This is a genomic window from Salipiger sp. H15, assembly GCF_040409955.1.
In the GTDB taxonomy this organism is placed as follows: Bacteria; Pseudomonadota; Alphaproteobacteria; order Rhodobacterales; family Rhodobacteraceae; genus Salipiger.
In genome coordinates this window covers 42126-60530 of record NZ_CP123388.1, presented here as the reverse complement: position 1 = coordinate 60530, position 18405 = coordinate 42126, and the positions used below count along the sequence as shown (strand labels likewise).

The following is an 18405-nucleotide window of genomic DNA, read 5'->3' as shown; positions in this document are numbered from 1 at the left end:
AACAAGCTGTTAGCGCACAATGCTGCTCTGCAGAAAATGCATGGCTGGGGAGGGTGCCGGGAGTGCCGCTCAGCTGCCGCGAAAGCTCCGGGGCGGCGCGCCGAGGATGCGCCGGAACATCGTGGTGAAGGCGGCGGTGCTGTCATAGCCGAGATCGAGCGCGACCGTGGTCACAGGCGCCCCGGCCAGCACCTTCGGCAGCGCGTGGATCACGCAGGCATGCTGCCGCCAGCGCCCCGGCGAGATGCCGGTCTCCTCGCGGAAATGGCGTGTCAGGCTGCGCCGGCTCATCGCCGCGTCCCGCGCCCAGTCGTCGAGCGACAGATGCGCCGAGGGGGTCTCGAGGAAGGCCCGGCAAAGCTCGCGCAGCCGGGGATGGCGGGGCAGGGGAAGCGCCAACGGCTGGCGCTCCATCCGGGCGATCTCGATCAGGATCAGCTGCAGCAGGAGGGCGCTGCGTGCCGTCGGCACATCCACGTCGTCGATCGCGACGATCTCGACGATGAGCGACTGCACCAGCGGGCTGACCTTCAGCACCTCGGGCCGGTCCGGCGAGAGGTCGGTGACCTCGGGGCTGAGGTAGACAGACCGCATCCGCACCTCGCCGAACATGGCCACCTCGTGGTCGAGTTGCGCCGGCATCCAGAGCGCGCAGTCCGGCGGGACCAGCCAGGTTCCCCGGTCGGTGACGACGTAGAGCGTGCCCGAGATCGCATGCATGAGCTGGTGCCGCGCGTGGCGGTGCCGGGGCACCCGCGTGCCGTCCGGGTAGTCCGAGGCGATGCCGCTGACCGGCGCGCGCACCGCTTCGGCCCGCGCGATGCGCTCGAAGAGCTGCCTGCTGTCGTCCTGTGCCATGCTCGCCTCGGAATTCATGGATGCTGTGGCCCGTTCGCGAAGATAAATGTCTGAACCACGAAAGACTGCGCGGGGCAATCGGGTAAACCGGCGGGGAAAGGACTTTCCATGACGACAACATCGACCACCGCCCCGCAGGGCCACGAACTGCGCACCACATACGCGATCCTCGCCGCGATCAGCCTCTGCCACCTGACCAACGACCTGATGCAATCGGTGCTGGCGGCGATCTACCCGCTGCTGAAGACCGAGTTCTCGCTCGACTTCTGGCACATCGGCCTGCTGACGCTGGTGTTCCAGCTCACCGCCTCGTTGCTGCAGCCGCTGGTGGGGATCGCCACCGACCGGCATCCCTTCCCCTGGGCGCTGCCGATCGGCATGGGCTCCACCCTGATCGGGCTGCTGCTGCTGTCGGTCGCGCCGACCTACGGGCTGCTCATCTGCGGCGCCGGGCTGATCGGCATCGGCTCGTCGATCTTCCACCCCGAGGCCTCGCGGGTAGCGCGCGCCGCCTCGGGCGGACGGTTCGGACTGGCGCAGTCGGCCTTCCAGGTCGGCGGCAACTTCGGCACCGCCATCGGCCCACTGCTGGCGGCGCTGATCGTGGTGCCGCTCGGGCGCGGCTCGGTGGCGATCTTCGCGGTGCTGGCGCTCGTCGGCATGGCGATCCTCACCGGGGTCAGCCGCTGGCACATCTCCGAGCGCAAGGCCGCGGCGAAGCGCCCCAAGCCCGCCGGCCACGGCCTGCCGGCGCGGCAGGTGCGGATCGCCATGGTCGTGCTGCTGGCGCTGCTCTTCTCGAAACAGGTCTACATGGCCTCGATGACCAGCTATTACACCTTCTTCCTGATCGAGCGCTTCGGCCTCACCCCTGCGGGGGCGCAGAAGATGCTGTTCCTCTTCCTCGTGGCGGTGGCCTTCGGCACGGTGATCGGCGGGCCGGTGGGCGACCGCATCGGGCGGCGCACGGTGATCTGGGTGTCGATCCTCGGGGTGCTGCCGCTGACCCTGCTGCTGCCCTACGCCTCGCTCTTCTGGACCGGGGTGCTGTCGGTGCTGATCGGAGTCGTGCTGGCCTCGGCGCTTCCGGCGATCATCGTGTTTGCGCAGGAACTGGCGCCGGACCGGGTGGGGACGGTGGCGGGCCTCTTCTTCGGCGCGGCCTTCGGGGTCGCGGGCATCGCCGCCGCGGCGCTCGGGCTCATCGCGGATTCCACCGGGATCACCCGCGTCTTCCAGGGCTGCGCCCTGCTTCCGGCGCTTGGCCTGCTGGCGGCCTTCCTGCCGCGCCGCGGGATGCTCTGAGCAGGGCCGGGGCCAATCGGACAAGAAAGAAGGCCCGGCGCAGCGCCGGGCCTTTGGTCTTTTCGGGTGGGCGCCGGGCGCTCAGCCAAGCTGGTCGAAATAGGCCCGCGCCCGGATGAGCACGGCCCGAAACGCCTCGAGATCGCCGAGGATGTCGTCGCCCTGCGGCGCGCCGCAGACAAAGGAACCGCCCGACTGGTCGACGGCGGTGTCGAGCATCAGGTTGTCGCGCATCCCGTGGTTCTCGATCATCAGCCCGTCCGCGGCGCGGGTGAGCTCGCCGTCCGCCTCGAAGGGGCCGCCCGCGTAGAAGTCCTCGGTCAGCCGGGTGTAATAGTCGCGCGCGCTGTTGGAATAGGCAAAGCAGGGCTTGCCCTGCGCACGCATGTAGCCGACCTCGAAGGCGGTGCCGACATCGGCCGAGATGCCCCGGAACGGCGTCAGGTTGGCGATGATGAAATCGCTCTCGTCCATCATCCTCTCGTTCGCGAGGCCGATCGACAGGCCGAAGGCGAACGGCGTGTCGCCGCCGATCGCGTCCCCGTCCTCGGCGAGCGTCGAGGGGAGGAAGCCGTGCTCCAACGCCATCTCGCCCTTCCTGCGCATCACATCCGAGGCGTTGCGGAAGAAGACGTCGGGCCCGGCGATGTAGACATTGTGCGTCGGGGTCACTTCAGCTTCCCCGCATCCAGCGCGGCGAGGATCCAGGTCTTCCAGGTCTGGTCCTTGTCGGCCTTCTCGGGGATCACCTTCGAGGCCTCCTCCATGAAGAAGCGGTAGTCGCGGCCCATCTGCTGGCCCTTCAGCGTGTGCATGTCGAGCGCCACGTCGGGGATCTCGGGCAGGCGCTCGCCGAGTTCGACCGAGCGGCGGGCCCAGTTCACCAGGTCGTCCGAGGTGCGTTCCTTCTCGCTGCCGGAGATCATGCGGATCGCATGGGCGGCAAAGAGGAAACGGTCGCCGGCGGGGCGGGGGTAGCGCTTGTGCTGCTGGTAGAGCGTCTCGACCAGCACGGGCAGCTGCGGGTTGCCGGAGCCCACGTCCTCGACCGCGATCACGCAGAGGCGCGACCACATCATCTCTTCCATCTCGGGGCTGGTCAGGAACATCTCCCAGCCGAGCAGGATGGCGTTCTCCAGCATGCCGCGGCGCAGGCTCTTCTGCAGGGCCGAGATCACGTCGTCGGCGGCGAAGCCGTGCTCGGTCGTCGTGCGCTGCCAGGGATCGGGGGGTTGGTGTACGTTGATCATGGATCACTCCGGGGTTGAACGGCGCTTACGACCAGCGCGTCCTGACGACGCGTTCGGCCCGGTGCGCAAGGGTAAAGCAGAGAACGGCGGCGACGGTCACCACCAGCGAAGTGCCGAGCGCGCGCTCCATCGCGAAGCGGCTCGCCGCCTCGCGGAACATGAAGCCGAGGCCGCTGCGGCCCATCAGGAACTCGGCGAGGATGGCGGCCAGCACGCCCTCGGGGACGGTGATGCGCAGGGCGATCATCAGGTTGGGCACGGTGGCGGGCAGCACGAGGTGGCGCAGCCGCGCCGCCTTGCCCGCGCCGAGCACGCTGAAGAGATCGTCCGCGCCGCGCGGCAGGTCCCGCAGTCCCGCGCCGACGAAGACGAAGGTCGGGAAGAAGGCGGAGACGGCGACGATGGCGACGACGGTCGAGATGTCGTAGCCCAGAAGCCGCGCGAGGATCGGGATCAGCGCCACCACCGGCACCGAGGAAAAGATCAGCCCGAGCGGCGTCAGCATCCCCGAGAGCAGGCGCGACGCCCAGGCCGCCACCGCGACCAGCGCGCCGAGGACGAGCCCCGCCGCCACGCCTGCCGCGGCGGTCGCCAGCGTCTGCGCGGTGTTCGCAAGGTAGAGCGCGGGGTTTCCGAGCACGTCGCGCAGCACCGGCCAGGGCGCGGGCAGGACGATCGAGTTCAGCCCGGACAGGCTCACCCAGCCCTGCCAGAGCAGGAGCAACAGCAGGACCGCCCAGTTGCGGGCGAAAAAGCGGGTCATCGGAACCTCCGGTGCACGGCCGCCTCGAAGAGCCCGAGCAGGCCGTAGAGGATGAGCGAGGTCAGCGTGGTCAGCAGCACGGCGGCCCAGAGCAGCGGGATCTGGAAGTTCTGCATCGCCGAGATCATCAGCAGGCCGAGCCCGCGCGAGGCGCCGAACCATTCGCCGACGATCGCGCCCATGAACGAGACCGGCACCGCCAGCCGCAGCCCCGAGGCGAGCGCGGGCAGGGCCGAGGGCAGCTCGAGCCGCCAGAAGGTGGTCAGCGGCCGCGCCCCCATCGTACGGAAAAGATCGGCGTGCTGCGCCCGCGTCGCCTCGAGCCCCGAGGTGGCGGCGACGTAGATGAGGTAGGTGACCGCCAGCGCCGAGATCGCGACCGGGATCGTCTCGCGGCTCATCAGGATCATGAAGACCGGGGCGAGCGCGATGGCGGGCGTCGCATGCACCAGCGCGACGAAGCGGTCGATGCCCGCGCGGGCGGGCCGGACCAGCCGCACGAGCAGCGCCAGCGCCAGCCCGATGCCGGTGCCGGTGAGATAGCCCATGGCAACGGCGGCGAAGGTGGTGCCCGCCGCCCGGCCAAGAAGCTGGTGATGCGACGGGTCGGCCAGATAAGCCAGCACCGCGCTGAGCGGCGGCCAGGTCATCCCGGCAAGCCGGTAGGCGCCGATCAGCTCCCAGCCGAGGCAGAAGAGCCCGACCCCCAGCAGCGCCGGGCCGTGGCGGACGAGGCGCGCGCGGGCTGTCACAGCGCCGCCTCCTCGGGCTCGAGCGCAAGGGTCAGCTCGTCCACCATGGCGTGGAACTCGGGGGTGCGCAGCACCGCGGGATCGCGCGGGCGCGGGAAGGGCACGGCGACCTCGCGCAGGATGCGGCCGGGGCGGCCGGTCATCACGATGATGCGGTCGGCGAGAAAGATCGCCTCGTCGACCGAATGGGTGACGAGCAGGGTGGTGAGGGTGCGCGCGCTCCAGATCCGCTGCAGCTCGACGTTCATGTGCCGCCGGGTGACCGCGTCGAGCGCGCCGAAGGGCTCGTCGAGCAGCAGCACGTCCGGGTCCAGCACCAGCGCCCGGGCGATCGAGGCGCGCTGGCGCATGCCGCCCGACAGCTGGCTCGGCCGGGCGTCGCGGAAGCCGCCGAGGCCGACCAGCTCGATCAGCGCGTCGACGCGGGCGCGGTCGACCTTTTCCCCGGCAACCCGGTAGGGCAGGGCGATATTCTCGCCGACCGAGAGCCAGGGCAGCAGCGCGTGGTCCTGGAAGGCGACGCCGAGCCGGTGCGCGGCGGCCAGCTCGGAGGGCGCACGCCCCTCGATCCGCACCTCTCCGGTGCTGGCGCTCTCGAGCCCGGCGATCAGCCGCAGCACCGTGCTCTTGCCGCAGCCCGAGGGGCCGAGCACGGCGACGAACTCGCCCTCGCGCAGGGTCAGGTCGATACCCTCGAGCGCGGTGACGGTGTTGCCGTCGTCGAGCCGGAAGGATTTCGACACGCCGTCGAGGCGGATGGCATCGGGCTTGGCCTGGGACATGAAGGCTCCGGGGCAGGGCATTGGGCGGAACGGCCATGGGAGCGGGGGCGCCCATGGCCTTGCTGCGTCGGGGGGAGGGCCGTCAGAGCGAGGCGAGCGCCTCTTCGAGCGGGCCGAGGTCGACGAGCTCGGAGGCCAGCACGGGGGCCTCGATGCCCGAGGCGGCGGCGACCGGCGCGACCGAGCTCTCCACCAGCGCGACGTCGAACCAGAACGGGCCGGGCCCGTCCGGCGCGGTGACCAGCGGCTGGCCAAGCTCGCTCTGGCGGGTCTGCTGGGCAAGGTCGAGGCCGAAATCGGCGCCGTATTTCTCTACCGCCAGTTTCGCGCCCTGCGCCGGGTCCTTGCCGTTCTCGACCCAGCCGCGGGTCAGCGCGCGCAGGTAGCGCACGACGAGATCGCGGTTTTCCTCGACGAAGGCGCGGCGGGCGACCAGCGGCGCGCCCGGCACGGTGTAGCCGAGGTCGCTGAAGAGCGTGACGTGGAAATCCTTGCCCTCGGTCAGGCCCATGTTCTCGAAGGTGATCGGCTGGTTGGTGGCATAGGCCATGTAGGCATCGCCATCCCCCGCGAGCAGCGGCTCGGGCGAGAAGCCGGTCGGCACCAGCTCGAACTGGTCCTGCTCGAGCCCGGCCTTGGAGAGCACGAAGTTCAGCGTGTTGGCGTCGGCGGGCATCTGCGACAGGATGCGCTTGCCGATGATGTCCTCGGGGGTCAGCACCGGGTTGCCCGCCATCGACATGATCGCCGAGGGGCTGGTGGGATAGTTGCAGCCGAGCACGATGAAGTCGTTGCCGCGGGCGCGCGCCTCGAGGAAGGGAATCCAGTCGCCGCCGGCGAAGTTGCACTGGTCGGCGGCGAGCTGCACCAGCACGCCGGGCGCGTTCGGCCCGCCGGGGGTGTAGATGCCCTCTATGCCCTCATCGGCGAAGTAGCCGTTTTCCAGCGCGACCCAGAGGCCGGCGTACTCGGCATTCGGGATCCAGCCGAGCGCCGTGGTCAGCGGCACGAGATCCTGCGCGGCGCCGAGCCGGGGCAGGGCGCTCGCGCCGAGCAGCGCCGAACCACCGGCAAGGAAGGAACGGCGGGAGACTTCGGAAAAAGGTGTCATGGTCGACGGGATTCCCGTAACTGAGGTTACATCTGCTCTGCTGGGTGCGATAAAAATTACAGTGCGCCAAGGGAAATGTGCTATATGTTACACGGAAGATCGACGAGCGCGCGAAGGATGCCGCCAAAATGAGCAGACAGCAGGCACAGTACGGGCTTCCGGCCCAGACCTCCGTCGCGCGGCGGATCCACGAGGCCTACCCCGAGCTGACCTCGGCGCAGCGGCAGTTCGCCGACCTCGTCCGAGCCGCGCCGCTGAAGGTGGCCCGGCTGAGCATTCATGACGCCGTGGCCCTTGTGGGCGTGTCCGTTGCGACCGCCAACCGCTTCGCCACGACGCTCGGTTTCGAGGGTTACGCCGAGTTCAAGGCCGAGCTGATCCGCGGCTTCGAGCTGCTCTTCGAGCCCTATGACCGCTTCGAGCAGGAGCTGCTCGAGCAGGAGGGGCCGCTCGGCGCGATGCGGACGTCGCTGGCCACGGATGCCGAGAGCCTGCGGCGCACCTCGGCGGCGCTGACACAGGAGGATCTCGAGGCTGCTGTAACAATGGTTACATCGGCGCGGCGGATTCACGTGGCGGGCTTCGACCTCGCCGCCCACCTCGCGGGCATCTTCGCCATCGACCTGTCGATGATCGGCTGCCGCGCCTCGACCGCGACCAACGGCGGCGGCTCGATCGGCGCGATCCGCGAGATTTTCGACTTCGGGCCGGACGACCTGGTGATCGCCATCGCGTTCCCGCACTACTACACCGACACGCTGCGCATCGCGAACTACGCTGCCGAGGCGGGGATCCCGGTGCTCGCGATCACCGACACGCTCGCCTCGCCGCTGGCCGCCATCGCACGCACGAGCCTTTTCGTGCCGCCCGCGGCGGGTGGCCTGCTGCCCTCCTCGACGGCGATCCTCGGACTGCTCGAGGGGCTGACGGCGGCCGTGGCCAAGCGCCGCCCCGACGCCACCGAGGCCGGGCGCCGCTTTGCCGAGGCGGCCTATCCCTGGATGACCGCCGGGCCGAAGAGCTGGCCGCACCGCGACTGAGATGCCCTGCCGGGGCACGCGGAAGAGGGATGCGCCGCGGCCTTCCCCTCCCTGTGGAAGAGCCGCGGCGCAGCGCCGGTACGACCTCCGCGACTTTGGCATCGCGCGGCCGCGACCGGTCTCCCCGTCACCACGCAGGGCGCTGCGTGGACCGGGCCATCATCTCGACGCCGGGCGAGGGCCCCACTCACGTGCAGAGGCTCACTGCCTGCCCCGTTGCCGGCGGAGGGATGGTCCGATGGGGCCAGGGTAACGCACAACGCGCCGCCGCCATTGACGGCGGTCAATGGCGCGGCTGCGCGTGCGAGGGCAAATCCGGGGCCCGATACCGAGGGGCGGTGCGACAGTCGGCGTGTCTCCCGCCAATTGCCGAACGCATGCGCCGAGCGCCTGCATGGCGGCACCGCACGCCGGCTGTCGCTTGGCTCCGCCCTGAAGGATGCTGAACCCGGGCGGAGCGAAGGCTGCCACGGACCCTTCGGGCTTCGAGGTCTCTCCCGAACGACCCTCCGGTGGGGTGGCAGCCCCGACCGATGAGCCTGCGCCTCCCCGATCGCCCGTGCAGGGCCTTGTCCGGGGGCAAGGACATGCACGTCACCGGGGCCTGCGCCGCTCAACGATGAGAATAGCGTCGCACGAACCCGCCGCCGCGGCATTGTCCGCCGTCAATCCCCGGGTCGTCTCTCGGCATTCCGAAAACCGCTTCCCGGCGGCCATTTCGTTTGGCAGTCACGCGGGCGGCGATTACCTTGGGGCCGGAACCTCGACCCTTCGGGCAGCGATGGAACGGCGGCATGGGTGACGGCAACGGCAGAGAGGATCGGCTCGGCTTCCTGCTGCGCCTTTCCGACGCGATCCGGCCGATCTCGGACCCTGCCGGGATCGAGGCCGCCGCCTGCCGCATGCTGGCAGAGCACCTCGGGGTCGCGCGCGCCTGGTACCTCGAGATCGACGAGACGCGCCCTGCCGTGCGTGTCGGCGGGGCCTCCCCGGCAGGCGACGAGGCGCTGGCCGATTTCGACTGGTTGCCGGAGACCCTTCGCGGCGCCGAGGCGCAGGTCGTTTCGGGCAGACGTGGCTTCCCGCGGTCCGAGGGGCGGCAGCATCCGCCGACCCTTGAGCCGGATCTCCTGTCGTGGATGGCAACGCCCCTCCTCAAGTCAGGACGGCTGGTCGCCGCGCTCTGCATCGCGGATCGGGCGCCGCGCGACTGGAGCCACGCCGAGACTGCCATGCTCAAGGAGGTCGCGGACCGGATCTGGTCGGCGGTGGAGCACGCCCGCGCCGAAGCCAGCCTGAGCGCCGGCCAGACGCGCTACCGCACGCTGGTCGACGCGATGGACGAGGCGGTCTGCGTCTTCGAGCGGCTGCCGCTCCGCCCGGACGGGCTGCGCGACTACCGCTACATCACGATGAACCCCGCGATGCAGGCGATGTTCGGCATTCCCGATCTGAGCGGGCAGTCGATCCGCGACAACTTTCCCGACGAGGTCGAGGACTGGTACGACGATTACGACCATGTGCTCGACACCGGCAAGGCGGTCCGGTTCGAGCGCGGATCGGTGCCGCAGGGCATGGTGCTGGAGATGTTCGTGGCGCGCATCGAGGACGGGTCGGGGCGCAACCTGATGGCGGTGATCCGCGACGTGACGCGGCGCAAGCGCGACGAGGATGCCCTGCGCGAGAGCGAGGCCCGCAAGGAATTCCTGCTGCGCTGCTATGACCGGCTGCGCCCTCTCGGCGATCCGACGGCGGTGATGAGCGCCGGGTGCGAGCTGCTGACGCAGGAGCTTGGCGCCGACCTGGTCACCTACGCGGAAGTGGATGGCGAGGATTACGTGGTTTCGCGCGAATTCCGCCGGGCCGGGCCTGTCTGCGCTTCCGGCGCCCTGCCGATCCCGGACCTGCACGGGCAGAGCCGCGCGGCGCTCGAGGCCGGGCGGACGGTTGTCATCGGCGGCGATGCCGGGTGCGGGGCGGAGCCCGGCGATGCCGCATGCGACGCGCTCGCCTCCGTGGCCGTGCCCATGGTCAAGGACGACAGGCTCGTGGCCGTCCTGGGCGTCGCCCGGGCGCGGGAGTTTCCCTGGACGCCGCACGAGGTCAGCCTCATCGAGGAGGTGGCCGAGCGCACCTGGTCGGCGGTGGTGCGGGCCCGCTCGGTGAAGGTGATGCGCGAGAGCGAGGAGCGGTTGCGGGCCCTCGTCACCGCGACCTCGGAAGTGGTCTACCGGATGAGCCCGGACTGGCGGATCATGTGGCAGCTGGACGGGCGGGGGATCGTCCACGACACCTCCGAGCCGACGACGGACTGGCTTGCCACCTACGTTCCGCCGGAAGACCGGGCCGAGGTCATGGAGGCGATCCGGCGGGCCATCGAGAGCAAGAGCGCCTTCCAGCTCGAGCACCGCGTCCTGCGACCCGACGGGACGCTCGGCTGGACCTTCTCGCGCGCCATCCCCCTGCTGGACGAGGGTGGCGGGATCGTCGAGTGGTTCGGCGCGGCCAGCGACACGACCGCCCACCGCCAGGCCGTCGAGGCGCTCGCGCATTCGCAGCGGCTCGAGGCGGCGGGCCGTCTTGCGGGGGCGATCGCGCATGATTTCAACAACCTGCTGACGGTCATCATCGGCAATATCGAGCTTTCCGAGATACGCACCTCGGCCGAGGAGAGGATCGAGTATCTCGACAAGGCGCTGAAGGCGGCGCAGCTCGGCGAGCGGCTGAACCAGCGGCTCGTCACCTGGGCGGGCCAGGTCCCGATGCGCCCCGAGGAGGATTCGATGAACAACCTCGTCAGGGAGACGGCCGGGTTCCTCGATCGCTCGATCGGCGAGCGCTTCACGCTGGTGCTGGATCTCGCCGAGGATCTCTGGCCCTGTTTCGTCGACCCGGCCCATGTCGACAGCCTCATCCTCAACCTCGTCGTCAACGCGCGCGACGCGATGCCCGACGGTGGCGAGATACGGCTGGCCACCTCGAACGCCCCCGCTGCGGCAATCGCGGCGCTCGGGATCGCGCAGGCGAAGCCGGGGGATTACGTCTGCCTCTCCGTCTCCGACGAGGGCACGGGCATGACCGAGGAGGTTCGACGGCAGGCGCTGGAGCCGTTCTTCTCGACCAAGCGGCACGGGACCGGGGTGGGCCTCGGCCTCTTCAGCGTGAACAGCATGATGCACCAGTCCGGCGGATTCCTCGACTTCGACAGCGCGCCGGGGCGGGGCACGACCTTCCGGCTCTATTTCCCGCGGTCCGGCATCAGGCGCGACGCCGGCGCGCCCGGCCACGCGATCCTGCCGAAGCGGCGGGCCAGCGACACCGAGCCGCTCATCCTCGTCGTCGAGGACCAGAAGGCCGTGCGGGATGCGACCAGGGGCCGCGTGCAGGCGCTCGGCTACCGGGTTCTCGAAGCCGTGGACGCCGAGGAGGCGCTCGCGATCCTGCGGACGCATGAGGACATCCGGCTGGTGTTCAGCGATGTCGTGATGCCCGGCGAGCTGAGCGGCCGTGATCTCGCGCGCAGGATCCTGTCCGATTTCCCGGGCATCGAGGTGCTGCTGACCACCGGCTACAGCTCCGAGACCAGCCCGGCGAGCGCGGAGGATCCCTCGGCAGGGGTGCCGGTGCTGACCAAGCCCTACCGGTTGCAGGATCTCGCGCAGGCCCTCGGCAGCCTGCTGGCGCGCCCCGGCGGCTGACCAGCCCCCGTCACAATGACCGCGGTCAAGATGGCCGGGCGCGTTTCGTGCAAGACTGTCCCCGGCTCTCGGCGCGGATCCATCCTTCAATGGCCTTCACCCCGGGGGTGTCCGTCTGGCGGGGAGGGTCACGGAATGGCTGAGGGATCGGAGCGCTTTGCGGATCGCAGGGAGGCCGGGCGCCGCCTTGCGTCCCGCCTTGCGTCGATGGGGCTGGACCAGCCGGTCGTCTACGCACTGCCGCGCGGCGGTGTCCCGGTCGCGCTCGAGGTGGCGCGGGCATTGCGGGCGCCGCTCGACCTGATCTTCGTGCGCAAGATCGGCGCGCCGGGCGCGCCCGAGGTTGCCCTCGGGGCCATCGTCGACGGCGAGACGCCGCAGACGGTGATCAACGAGGACGTGCTGCGCAGCTCCGGCGGCGACACCTCCTACCTCGAAAGGGCCCGGGCACGCGAGCTGCAGGAGCTGGAACGCCGCCGGACCCGCTACCTCGGCGACCGCAGGCAGGTGTCCCCCAAGGGGCGGACCGCGGTGATCGTCGATGACGGGCTCGCCACCGGCGCCACGATGAAGGCGGCGATCATCGCGATGCGGCGGCAGGGGGCGAGCAGCATCTGCGTCGCGGTCCCCGTCGCGCCGGCCCGGGTGGCGGAGGAGTTCGCCGGGCTGGCCGACCGCGTGGTCTGCCTGATCCCGGCGTCGAGGTTCTACGGCGTGGGCGGGTTCTACGACGACTTCCACCAGCTCAGCGACGAGGAGACCCTTGGCCTCTTGCGGCAGGCCTGGGCGGAAGAGGCCGCGCCGGAACCGAGGGCCGCGCTCTCGCGCCGCAGCGTGTCGGTGCCGCCCCTGTCGCTTGCCGGAGAGCTCGCGGTCCCCGCCGATCCGCGCGGGCTGGTGATCTTCGCCCATGGCAGCGGCTCGAGCCGGCTCAGCCCGCGCAACCGCGCGGTGGCCGAGGTGCTGAACGCGCGCGGCTTCGCGACGCTGCTCTTCGATCTGCTGACGCCGCACGAGGCGCAGGACCGGCGCAACGTCTTCGACATCCCCCTCCTCGCCGAGCGGGTGGTCGAGGCCGTCGCCTACGTCGGCGGCGAGCCCGATGTCGCGGAGCTGCCGGTCGGCCTTTTCGGGGCCAGCACGGGGGCCGCGGCGGCGCTGGTCGCGGCGGGCGAGCTTGGCCCGCGCATCGGCGCCGTCGTCTCGCGCGGGGGCAGGCCCGACCTTGCCGGGGCCCACCTCGGAAGGGTGACCGCACCGACGCTGCTGATCGTCGGCGGCAACGATGGGCATGTGCTGACGCTGAACCGGCAGGCGCTCTATGCGCTCACCTGCGAGAAGCTGCTGAAGATCGTGCCGGGCGCGAGCCATCTCTTCGAGGAGCCGGGCACGCTCGAGGCGGCGACGGACATGGCCTGCACCTGGTTCGAGCATTACCTGCAGCTCTCGCCCGAGGCGGTGCATCCGCGCCCGGAGGAGCATCTGCGCGGCCCGGACGAGATCGTCGCCGCCCTGCGCGCCGCGGTGAACCCGCTGCCCGAGCCCGAGGATCCCTCCTTCGGCGCGGCCTTCGACGACTACGGCTCGGCGCGGGTCGTCCTGCTGGGCGAAGCCTCGCACGGCAGCTCGGAATTCTACCGCGCCCGCGCCGCCATCACCCGGCGCCTGATCGAGAGGCACGGCTTCACCCTCGTCGCGGCCGAGGCGGACTGGCCGGATGCGGCGGCGATCGACCGGCATATCCGCGGCAAGCCCGGCGCTTCCTCGCGGCGCGTGCCCTTCACGCGCTTCCCGGCCTGGATGTGGCGCAACCGCGAGTTCGACGAATTCGTCGCCAGCCTGCGGGACCACAATGCCAAGGTGGAACCCGACGAGCAGGTGCGCTTCACCGGGCTCGATCTCTACAGCATGACCGCCTCGATCGCGGCGGTTCTGGAATATCTCGACCGCGTCGATCCGGCCGCGGCGAAGGAGGCCCGCAAGCGCTATGCCTGCATCGACCCCTGGTCGCAGGAGCTCTCGGCCTACGGGCGCGCCTCGCTGAGCCGGGGCTACGCGCTCTGCGAGGCGCCGGTGATGCGCACGCTGCTCGACCTGCTGCAAAGCGAGCTGCACTACGCCGCGCGCGACGGGGACGACTTCTTCGACGCGGTGCAGAATGCCCGACTGGTGGCCAATGCCGAGCGCTATTACCGCGTGATGTACTACGGCTCGCATGAATCCTGGAACCTGCGCGACAGCCACATGTTCGAGACGCTGAGGCGCGTGCTCGACCGCGCGGGCCCCGAGTCCAGGGCCGTGGTCTGGGCGCACAACTCGCATATCGGCGACGCCCGGTTCACCGACATGGGCAGCGCGCGCGGCGAGCTGAACATCGGCCAGCTCTGCCGCGAGGAATTTGGCCGGCAGGCGGTGCTGATCGGCTTTGGCACGCATGGCGGCACCGTGGCGGCGGCCTCCGAATGGGATGCGCCAATGGAGGTGAAGGCGGTGCGCCCGTCGCGGCCCGACAGCTACGAGGCGCTGTTCCACGGCGTCGGCGAGCCGCGCTTCCTGCTCGACATGGGGCGCGACATGGACCCGGCGCTGCGGCGCGCCCTGCGCGATCCCCGGCTCGAGCGCTACATCGGCGTCATCTACCGCCCCGAGACCGAGCGCTGGAGCCATTATTCCCACGCCACGCTGCCGGACCAGTACGACGCCTTCGTCTGGTTCGACGAGACGCGGGCGGTGACGCCGGTCCCGACGCGGGTGATCGCCGGAGAGGAGGAGACCTATCCCTTCGGCCTCTAGTCGGCCTCTAGGCGGAGCGCTTTTCAGGTGTGCATCAGCGCGGCGAGGGTCGGGCAGAGGCTCTCGCGGCAGAGCCTGCCATGGAACAGGCCGAAATGCCCGCAGCCGGGGATGACCAGCGTGTGCTCCTCGCGCCGCGCAAGCCCGGTGCAGAGCGCGTGGGCGGCGCTGGTCTGCCCCGGCGCGGCGATCTCGTCCTCGGCGCCCTCGACGGTGATCAGCCGGGTATGGCGGAGCGCGGCGGGGTCGATGCGGCGGCCGCGGAACTCGAGCGTTCCCACGGCGATGTCCCGCGACAGGAAGACGTGGTCGATGTTCTCGGCAAAGATCCGGGCGTCGAGATCCATCACCGCGCCGTAAAGGTCGCGGAACGGGAAACGCAAGGGATCCGCGCCGTCGTCCTCGCGCATCTTGCGGGCAAGTTCGGTCCCGGCCTCGAGCTCCCTTTCGAGGTAGCGCGTCAGCGCCGCGAGCTGGGTCTCGGCGGCGTAGACCCACCGGCGGTGGCCGGCATGGGCCTCCGGCACGCGGGAGAGCGGCACGCTGCGATACCAGGACGCGGGCCGCTCGCGCAGCAGCTGGACGAGCGGCGTGGGATTGGCGAGCGGGTCGACCGGGGCGGCGAGAAGGACAAGGCTGGCGGGCTCTGAGCCCGGCAGATGCGCGGCAAGATCGGCGCTCGCCGCGAGCGCGGGCACGCCGCCCTGGCAGAGCGCGACCAGATGCGTGCCCGGGCCGACGTGCAGCACCGCGTCGACGATGGTGCCGATGTTGTCGTCGAAGCCGAAGGTGCCGTGCCCGATCTCGACATGGCGCAGGTTGGCCCAGTCGATCACCGTCACGCCCATGCCCGCGCCGAGCAGGCCCAGCACCAGGTCGCGCAGGATCACCGGCAGGTGGCCGGACAGCGGCGGCACCAGCAGGACGCGCGGCGCGCCCGGATGGCCGGCAAGCCCGAACTGCCGGAGCGCGTGGAAGGGGGTGACGTGCAGCACCTCCTCGGTCACCGCGACGGGCCCCCGGGCGCTCTTCGCCACGCGGATCCCGAAGGGCTGGTACAGCGGCTGGTCGGCGCCCGGCCGCAGCGCGGCGGTGCTGTCCTCAGCGCTGGAGGACATAGAGGCCCGGCGCCGGGCAGAGCGGCGCGAGCTCGGTGCCGGGCACGCCCGTCGGCGGCGGCGGAACCTGCCGATCAGAGCCCTTCGCGCACAGCCAGTCGACCCAGTGCGGCCACCACGACCCCTCGTGCTGCGCGTGGCGGGCATGCCAGTCGTCCGGCCCGACGTAGGGCGCGCCCTCGGGCCGTTGGCCGAGCCGGAAGCGGCGCCGCGCCTCGCCCGGCGGGCTCAGGATCCCGCCGTTGTGGCCGCCGCTGACAAGCGCGAAGGTCATGTCGCCATCGGTGAAGAGCGCGGTCTTGTAGACCGAGCGCCAGGGCGCGATGTGGTCCTTCTCGGTGGCAAGCACGAAGAGCGGCGCCGAGATGTCCTTCAGCGCGATGACCCGGCCCTCGACGGCGAAACGGCCCGCGGTCAGCCGGTTCTCGAGGAAGAGGCCGCGCAGGTACTCGGAATGCATCCGGTAGGGCATGCGCGTGGCATCCTTGCTCCAGGCGCCGATGTCGAATTCCTGCTCCTCCTCACCCATCAGGTAGCGCCGCACAAGGCGCGACCAGATCAGGTCGCGGTCGCGCAGCACGCGGAAGGTGCCGGCCATCTGCCGCTGGTCGAGGTAGCCCTGCGCCCACATGAGATCCTCGAGATAGGCGATCTGCGTCTCGTCCACGAAGAGCATCAGCTCGCCCGCCTCCGAGAAATCGGTCTGCGCGGCGAGCAGGGTGATCGAGGCAAGCCGTTCGTCGCCGTCGCGGGCCATCGTGGCGGCGGTGATCGCGAGGATGGTCCCGCCGAGGCAGTAGCCGCAGGCGTGGACGCTGCTCTGCGGGCAGACCCGCGCGATGGCGTCCAGCGCGGCGAGCACCCCGTCGCGGCGGTACTCGTCGAGCGAGAGGTCGCGCTCCTCCGCTCCCGGGTTGAGCCAGGAGATGCAGAACACGGTGAACCCCTGCGCCACGAGGTGGCGGATCAGCGAGTTCTCCGGGCTGAGGTCGAGGATGTAGTATTTCATGATCCAGGCGGGCACGATGAGGATCGGCTCGGCCTGCACGGTGCCGGTGGCGGGCGCGTACTGGATCAGCTCGAAGAGGTGGTTGCGGAAGATCACCGTGCCCGGGGTGCAGGCGACCTCGTGGCCCGGAACGAAGGTCTCGGGCTGTTCTGAGTGCAGCACGCCGTCGCGCAGCCAGTCCTCTGCAAGCAGGCTCGCCCCGTCGAGGAGGCAGCGGCCGCCGGTTTCGACCAGCCGGTTGAGCACGTCGGGATTGAGCCAGGGCACGTTCGAGGGTGACATCGCATCGAGCGCCTGCCGCGCCATGAAGGCGACGCGCGCGCTCTCGCGGGGGTTCATGCCGCGTTGCGGACCCGTGCTCGTCTCCCACCAGTCCTCGGCCGCAAGGAAGCTCTGCATCCAGAAGCGGGCGAGCGGGTTGCTCCAGCCGTCGCCGTCGAAGCGGTGGTCATCCTTCGCGGGCACGAAGCCGCGACCCCTGTCCCATATGCCGCTGAACGCCTGCCACTGGTTGTGCCAGTACCGTTCCGCAAGATCGGTCTGGCGCCCCGGCGCCTTGAGCAGGTTCGCGGCCCAGGCCTGCCAGGCCGAGGCCGCCGCGTAGGGCGAGACGCCCATGGTGAGGCGTGCCCGCGCCGAGGACAGCGCCCGGTCGAGGCTGGCATGGAAGCCGTCATGCTGCCAGACGTCCGGGGTTTCGGGCGGGGCGCAGGTGGGCAGGGGCGGCGGCGCGACCTCTCGCGGCGACGGTGCGATGGCGGGGTGCGGGACGGGATCGGGCATGATCGCTGCTTTCGTGCGTGGGGCGGCACGGACCGCCGGGGCCGATGATCACGGCCATCTTGGAGCGAAGCGCGGCGCAGGTACAGCCCCGGTCGCGGCCCGTGGACGGGTATTGCACGCCTGCGGCGCTAGCCTTGCGGCTTGCCCGGCGGCCGCGGGTGCGGCTTCGGGGCCGGCAGGTCACCCTCGGCGCGCGCCTCCCGCATCTGCAGGGCCAGCCCGCGCGGATCGCGCGCGGCGGAGGGGGTGGCGGCGCTCCAGTTGGTCCAGTCCCTCGCGGAGGGAACGGCCTGCGGCTGGGCGAGAGGCGCCTCGAACCCCTCCTCGTGGGACCGGGCCACGAGCCGGAGCTTCATCGGGTCAAGGACGTTCAGGTGGTCGGGCGAGAGCAGCTCGATGGCGCGCTTGTCGTGCAGCTTGTGCAGGGACCGGCAGAGCGTCTCGACGGTCATGTCGAGCAGCGAGGCCAGGTCGCGGCGGCTCAGGCGGATGTGCAGCGTGCCGGTCTCGCCGGTCTCGGAGGCGGCGAGCTCGTCGAGGATCCAGAAGGCCAGGCGCTGCAGCGTGCTGCGCCCGCGCATGTTCATCACCGAAAGCTGCATCTGCTCGAGCTGGTAGCGCATCATCACCATGTAGCAGCGGAAATGGTGCGGTTGCTCCTGCAGGAACTGGTCCCAGGTGCTGCGCGGCATCCAGCACACCTTGGTGTCGGTCACCGTCACCCAGGAATAGCGGCTCCGGGTGTTCTCGGGGACCGAGATCAGCTGACCGCTGCGGGTGATCTGCAGCAGGTGCTCGTCGCCGCCCTCGGTCACGGTGCCCAGCTTGACCATGCCGCTCGCGATGATCCCGACCTTGTCGAGCGGTTCGCCCTGCAGGACGATTTCGGTTTCCCGCGGATATTCCGCGAGCGTGCTTCGGCTTGCGAGTTCCTCGACCGAGTGCGGGTCGAGGAGACTGCAGAAACCGGACCGTCTGGCGGCGCAATGGCGACAGCGACCCGTGTCTGACTGATGGTGCATCATGTGGGTCCCCCCCTCGGATAGACGTGGCGAGGGAGATGATTTCAGGGGTTGGAATGTGAAGTAACCCCGAGAATTGAGTAGAATTGTGCAGAGCGGCCCGGCGTCCGGGCCCACCCCC

General features: G+C 70.4%; 14 protein-coding genes. 4 read left to right on the top strand and 10 right to left on the bottom strand.

The genetic code is table 11. The annotated features are described in order from the left end of the window. Positions 1 to 69 precede the first annotated feature (69 nt). Entirely contained in the window at positions 70 to 858 is a 789-nt protein-coding gene (locus tag PVT71_RS26410) for a helix-turn-helix transcriptional regulator (protein WP_353476450.1), read from the bottom strand. A gap of 108 nt (positions 859 to 966) precedes the next feature. Here PVT71_RS26410 and PVT71_RS26405 point away from each other — a divergent pair, with 108 nt between their 5' ends. After that, a complete protein-coding gene (locus tag PVT71_RS26405) occupies positions 967 to 2163 on the top strand; it encodes an MFS transporter (protein ID WP_353476449.1) in 1197 nt (398 codons plus the stop codon). An 81-nt stretch (positions 2164 to 2244) separates the two neighbouring features. Here the strand turns inward: PVT71_RS26405 and PVT71_RS26400 are convergent, their stop codons facing one another. From PVT71_RS26400 to PVT71_RS26375, 6 genes are all read right to left on the bottom strand, one after another. Beyond that, a complete protein-coding gene (locus tag PVT71_RS26400) occupies positions 2245 to 2835 on the bottom strand; it encodes a nucleoside 2-deoxyribosyltransferase (RefSeq protein ID WP_353476448.1) in 591 nt (196 codons plus the stop codon). Continuing rightward, on the bottom strand, positions 2832 to 3413 hold the full coding sequence (locus PVT71_RS26395) for an AAA family ATPase (RefSeq protein ID WP_353476447.1): 582 nt from the start codon (positions 3411 to 3413) through the stop codon (positions 2832 to 2834). Before PVT71_RS26395 ends, PVT71_RS26400 begins: the two co-directional genes overlap by 4 nt. A gap of 25 nt (positions 3414 to 3438) precedes the next feature. Beyond that, positions 3439 to 4176 (bottom strand): ABC transporter permease subunit, encoded by a 738-nt coding sequence (locus PVT71_RS26390; protein WP_353476446.1) that lies wholly within the window; start codon positions 4174 to 4176, stop codon positions 3439 to 3441. Beyond that, the gene (locus PVT71_RS26385) at positions 4173 to 4928 is read right to left on the bottom strand and encodes an ABC transporter permease subunit (RefSeq protein WP_353476445.1); all 756 of its coding nucleotides are present in this window, start codon (positions 4926 to 4928) and stop codon (positions 4173 to 4175) included. The genes PVT71_RS26390 and PVT71_RS26385 overlap by 4 nt, the downstream gene beginning before the upstream one ends. Beyond that, positions 4925 to 5710 (bottom strand): ABC transporter ATP-binding protein, encoded by a 786-nt coding sequence (locus tag PVT71_RS26380; protein ID WP_353476444.1) that lies wholly within the window; start codon positions 5708 to 5710, stop codon positions 4925 to 4927. Before PVT71_RS26380 ends, PVT71_RS26385 begins: the two co-directional genes overlap by 4 nt. An 82-nt stretch (positions 5711 to 5792) precedes the next feature. Further along, positions 5793 to 6821 carry an ABC transporter substrate-binding protein gene (locus tag PVT71_RS26375; RefSeq protein WP_353476443.1) on the bottom strand — a complete coding sequence of 343 codons (1029 nt, stop codon included), beginning with the start codon at positions 6819 to 6821 and terminating at the stop codon, positions 5793 to 5795. Between the two features lie 128 nt (positions 6822 to 6949). Between PVT71_RS26375 and PVT71_RS26370 the strand changes: the two genes are divergently transcribed. The 3 genes from PVT71_RS26370 to PVT71_RS26360 all read left to right on the top strand — a co-directional run bounded on the left by PVT71_RS26370 (position 6950) and on the right by PVT71_RS26360 (position 14352). Next, positions 6950 to 7861 carry a MurR/RpiR family transcriptional regulator gene (locus PVT71_RS26370; protein WP_353476442.1) on the top strand — a complete coding sequence of 304 codons (912 nt, stop codon included), beginning with the start codon at positions 6950 to 6952 and terminating at the stop codon, positions 7859 to 7861. A 794-nt stretch (positions 7862 to 8655) separates the two neighbouring features. Continuing rightward, entirely contained in the window at positions 8656 to 11559 is a 2904-nt protein-coding gene (locus PVT71_RS26365) for a GAF domain-containing protein (RefSeq protein ID WP_353476441.1), read from the top strand. A 135-nt stretch (positions 11560 to 11694) separates the two neighbouring features. Then, positions 11695 to 14352 (top strand): erythromycin esterase family protein, encoded by a 2658-nt coding sequence (locus PVT71_RS26360; protein WP_353476440.1) that lies wholly within the window; start codon positions 11695 to 11697, stop codon positions 14350 to 14352. A 23-nt stretch (positions 14353 to 14375) separates the two neighbouring features. Here the strand turns inward: PVT71_RS26360 and PVT71_RS26355 are convergent, their stop codons facing one another. The 3 genes from PVT71_RS26355 to PVT71_RS26345 form a co-directional block, all read right to left on the bottom strand. Beyond that, positions 14376 to 15470, bottom strand: a complete 1095-nt coding sequence (locus PVT71_RS26355; RefSeq protein ID WP_353476439.1) for a hypothetical protein — start codon at positions 15468 to 15470, stop codon at positions 14376 to 14378. Next, positions 15454 to 17262, bottom strand: coding sequence for an alpha/beta fold hydrolase (locus PVT71_RS26350; RefSeq protein ID WP_353476438.1), 1809 nt, complete (start codon positions 17260 to 17262; stop codon positions 15454 to 15456). Before PVT71_RS26350 ends, PVT71_RS26355 begins: the two co-directional genes overlap by 17 nt. Before the next feature lie 128 nt (positions 17263 to 17390). Beyond that, complete coding sequence (locus PVT71_RS26345; protein WP_353476437.1) at positions 17391 to 18287, bottom strand: Crp/Fnr family transcriptional regulator; 897 nt, start codon at positions 18285 to 18287, stop codon at positions 17391 to 17393. Positions 18288 to 18405 lie beyond the last annotated feature (118 nt).

Bases quoted from the DNA above. Each gene is read 5' to 3' on its own strand.
- PVT71_RS26355 (WP_353476439.1), bottom strand. From the start codon at position 15,470: ATGTCCTCCAGCGCTGAGGACAGCACCGCCGCGCTGCGGCCGGGCGCC.
- PVT71_RS26405 (WP_353476449.1), top strand. From the start codon at position 967: ATGACGACAACATCGACCACCGCCCCGCAGGGCCACGAACTGCGCACC.
- PVT71_RS26380 (WP_353476444.1), bottom strand. From the start codon at position 5,710: ATGTCCCAGGCCAAGCCCGATGCCATCCGCCTCGACGGCGTGTCGAAA.
- PVT71_RS26350 (WP_353476438.1), bottom strand. From the start codon at position 17,262: ATGCCCGATCCCGTCCCGCACCCCGCCATCGCACCGTCGCCGCGAGAG.
- PVT71_RS26390 (WP_353476446.1), bottom strand. From the start codon at position 4,176: ATGACCCGCTTTTTCGCCCGCAACTGGGCGGTCCTGCTGTTGCTCCTG.
- PVT71_RS26370 (WP_353476442.1), top strand. From the start codon at position 6,950: ATGAGCAGACAGCAGGCACAGTACGGGCTTCCGGCCCAGACCTCCGTC.
- PVT71_RS26360 (WP_353476440.1), top strand. From the start codon at position 11,695: ATGGCTGAGGGATCGGAGCGCTTTGCGGATCGCAGGGAGGCCGGGCGC.
- PVT71_RS26345 (WP_353476437.1), bottom strand. From the start codon at position 18,287: ATGATGCACCATCAGTCAGACACGGGTCGCTGTCGCCATTGCGCCGCC.
- PVT71_RS26375 (WP_353476443.1), bottom strand. From the start codon at position 6,821: ATGACACCTTTTTCCGAAGTCTCCCGCCGTTCCTTCCTTGCCGGTGGT.
- PVT71_RS26395 (WP_353476447.1), bottom strand. From the start codon at position 3,413: ATGATCAACGTACACCAACCCCCCGATCCCTGGCAGCGCACGACGACC.
- PVT71_RS26410 (WP_353476450.1), bottom strand. From the start codon at position 858: ATGGCACAGGACGACAGCAGGCAGCTCTTCGAGCGCATCGCGCGGGCC.
- PVT71_RS26365 (WP_353476441.1), top strand. From the start codon at position 8,656: ATGGGTGACGGCAACGGCAGAGAGGATCGGCTCGGCTTCCTGCTGCGC.